The organism is Psychrobacillus sp., assembly GCF_056205495.1.
Genome location: NZ_JBAEAP010000638.1, coordinates 1 through 3,585, shown reverse-complemented (window position 1 = coordinate 3,585; position 3,585 = coordinate 1). Strand labels below are relative to the sequence as shown.

At 38.5% G+C, this 3,585-nt stretch carries 3 protein-coding genes; 1 reads left to right on the top strand and 2 read right to left on the bottom strand.

Going from position 1 to position 3,585, the window contains the following annotated elements:
• Both AC06OU_RS18235 and AC06OU_RS18230 read right to left on the bottom strand, forming a co-directional pair.
• On the bottom strand, positions 1–837 hold an 837-nt coding region (locus AC06OU_RS18235; protein ID WP_475857646.1), incomplete at its 3' end, for an NCS2 family permease.
• Positions 838–1,069: 232 nt separating this feature from the next.
• Positions 1,070–2,029: an L-threonine 3-dehydrogenase gene (locus AC06OU_RS18230; protein WP_475857645.1), complete on the bottom strand. Its 960-nt coding sequence runs from the start codon at positions 2,027–2,029 to the stop codon at positions 1,070–1,072.
• A 169-nt stretch (positions 2,030–2,198) separates the two neighbouring features.
• Between AC06OU_RS18230 and AC06OU_RS18225 the strand changes: the two genes are divergently transcribed.
• Entirely contained in the window at positions 2,199–2,825 is a 627-nt protein-coding gene (locus tag AC06OU_RS18225; RefSeq protein WP_475857644.1) for a hypothetical protein, read from the top strand.
• Positions 2,826–3,585: the final 760 nt, after the last annotated feature.

Sequence of the window (3,585 nt, the reverse complement as noted above, 5' to 3'; positions counted from 1 at the left end):
GCGTGCACGTGGAAGCTTATCGTCTTTCATCAAGCCAGCTTGCTTAGCAACCCCAACCATCGTACCTGTTGTGTCAAAAAGCGTAACTAAAATAAAGGACAATACTACTCCATATAAACCGTAAGAAATAACCTGTCCAATTGCCTCTATTGGATTCCAAATTAAAATACCTTCTGGTAGATGAGGAAGAGCTACCACTTTTTCAATATGTAATTGTCCAGTAAGCGCAGCTACAATACCAGTAACGACCATACCGATAAATAATGCACCATTTATATTACGCACCATCAAAATGACTGTGATCATTAATCCAAATAACGTTAGCAAAACACCTGGAGAAGTTAAATCCCCTAACATCACCAAATTGCTATCACTAGCAACAACTACCTTAGACATACGTAAGCCTAAGAAAGCAATAAACAAACCTATCCCTGCAGTAATTGCATACTTCAAATTAGAGGGAATCGCGGTAATTAACTTTTCACGTAAAGGCGTTAAAGATAAAATAATAAAAATTATACCCGCTACAAAAACAGCTGCAAATGCTGTTATATAATCAATTTTACCATCTGATGCTAGTACAACTGCATAAGTGAAATATGCGTTTAACCCCATACCAGGAGCTATAGCAATTGGATAGTTGGCGCAAATCGCCATCCATAATGTACCTATAACAGCAGAAATAATAGTTGCCATAAATACTTGATCCAGTGGCACACCTGCATCCGATAGAATAATTGGATTTACCACTACAATATATACCATAGTAAGGAATGTGGTCATTCCTGCAATAAGCTCTGTCTTCACATTGGTACCGTGTTCCTTCAAACGAAACATCTTATTACCTTCTTCCTTAAACACGAACGATTTTAACAACATTAATCATATTATTCGTTTTTCAGATAAATTTCAACCCTTTTGATCAAATTTATTATTCTCTAAATTCTTTGTTAAAGATTTGGTATGAAATATATTCTACTTAGTATTGCATTAAAAGGCGTGTTTTATGAATAAATGAGAATGTTTCGAGGAAAAGATTAAGCCATACACATAAAAAAAACAGGCCCTTTTATAAGGAGCCCGCAGTTTTTTTTATTTTTAATGTTTGTAGCATATCTTTTGTCATTGCGTCTAAATCATATTTATACGAGAAGCCCCATTCTTCCTTCGCTGCTGTCGCATCAATATTATCTGGCCAACTGTTAGCAATCGCTTGGCGCACTGGATCCACATCATAGCTCATCTGGAAGTTTGGTATTTCCTTGCGGATAGACGCTGCAATTTGTTCTGGTTCAAAGCTCATTGCCGTTACATTAAATGCATTACGATGAATCAATTTAGATGGATCCGCCTCCATTAAATCCACAATCGCTTGAAGTGCATCCGGCATATACATCATATCCATATATGTTCCTTCTGCGATATAAGAAGTGTAAGCTCCATCCTCTAATGCTTTATAGTAAATGTCTACAGCGTAGTCAGTTGTTCCCCCGCCTGGTAATGTCTCGTTGGAAATCAACCCTGGGAAACGCACTCCTCTAGTATCCAATCCAAACTTATGGAAGTAGTAATCACATAACAATTCTCCAGACACTTTGTTAACTCCATACATTGTAGTTGGACGCTGCAATGTATCCTGAGGTGTGTTTTTCTTAGGAGTTGATGGTCCAAAAGCTCCTATCGAACTCGGTGTAAAGAATTGCATTCCTAGCTCACGTGAAGCTTCCAAAGCATTTACTAGACCACCCATATTTAAATTCCATGCTAAAAGTGGCTTCGCTTCTGCTGTTGCAGAAAGTAACGCAGCCATATGAACCATTGTATCTGCTTGGAATTCCTTCGCCAGCTGATGCATTTTTTCACCATCTGTTACATCTAAAATATCAAACGGGCCACTTTCCGTTACTGGTGAAACTATATGTCTGATATCAGTTGCCAAAATATTATTTGAACCATATTCTTTTCGTAATTTCGTCACTAGCTCCGAGCCAATTTGTCCTAATGCTCCGGTAACCATTATTTTTTTCATCTTTATTTCTCCCTTTCAAAAACAATTGTATTTTTGGGAAGTACATTATATTAATAAAATACCTTGATACGACTATGTTTGTCAGGAATTAATTATATCGTGTTCATTCGTGAAATACAACCATATACATCTTCGATTTTTGGTATAATAATTGGATTAGGAGGTATTTATGAAAATAATAAAGTTCGCACTCATCTTTATATTAGGAGTTATATTGGCAACAGCAATGATGTTTCTAGAGTTACCATTCTGGTTCATTTATTTATCAGTTGTAGTAATTTATTTACTTTTGTTAGTGGCTCCACAAATGTATACCGTTTATAAATCCAAGGACCTAAATAAAATAGAACAATACTTGGAAAAGAATAAACGAAAACCTATATTTGCTTACCCGCTAGCTTTAAAAACTGGTGATCAAGAACAAATCGTTCGCTCCATAGAGGAAATTTTGAAAAGACATAAACAACCATACATGCAGGAAGTATATAAAACCATGCTGGCACTTTTTGAAAGCAACGTCTCCAAATTTGAGCAGCTAGCCAAACAAATAAGCAAAGAACCACTTCGCACTTATTACATAGCATACGCAGAAGCACTTAAAGGAAACTTTGACGAGGCCACTACTCTAAAAAATCAACTGACAAAAGAATGGATGCAGCACGCAATAGCAGCTGTCATAGCAAAACAACAAGGCAACATCGATCTCTTTGAGAAAGAGGTAGACAAATCCATCGACCTAGCAACAGGCGTTCAAAAATATAGTCTCTATTACTCTTTTCAATTAGATACAGATTGAGTGAAGTTGTTGAGTGAATGTTGACCGACCGATTATTCGGGGAAACCGACCGATTATTGGCACAACCAATCGATTATTTGAGAAAACCGACCGATTCCAATAAAAAAAGCCCGCCTTGGCGGTCTTTTTCTTCTGTTTAGGTGACACCTCTCTCACTTTTAGGTGAGGAGCCACTGTTTAGGTGGCACTTTCTCCGTTTTATGTTGCACTTCACACTCATTTAGGTGTCACTCGCTTTGATTTAGGTGACACTTTCCTTACTTTTAGGTGCGAATCCACTCTTTAGGTGACACTCTCTCCAATTTATGTTGCACTTCTCACTCATTTAGGTGCACACCACATTCATTTAGGTGACACTCTCTACAGTTTATGTTGTACTTCTCGCTCATTTAGGTGCGCGCCCCTCTTGTTTATGGGCCACTTTTCGGGGTTTACGGGCGCTCCCCCTTTTTATGGGTCATTTTCATCCTTTTATGGGACACTTCTAACCTACTTATGGGCGCCTTTCGCTCATTTATGGGACACTTTTCGGGGATTTACGGGCCCTCCCACTCTTTATGGGGCATTTTCATCCTTTTATGGGACACTTCTAACCTATTTATGGGCGCCTTCCGCTCATTTATGGGACACTTTTCGGGGATTTACGGGCGCTCCCCCTTTTTATGGGGCATTTCCATCCTTTTATGGGACACTTCTAACCAACTTACGGGCGCCTTTCGCTGATTTATGGGACACTTTTCGGGGTTTACGGGCGCTTCCA

Bases quoted from the DNA above. Each gene is read 5' to 3' on its own strand.
- AC06OU_RS18230 (WP_475857645.1), bottom strand. From the start codon at position 2,029: ATGAAAAAAATAATGGTTACCGGAGCATTAGGACAAATTGGCTCGGAG.
- AC06OU_RS18225 (WP_475857644.1), top strand. From the start codon at position 2,199: ATGAAAATAATAAAGTTCGCACTCATCTTTATATTAGGAGTTATATTG.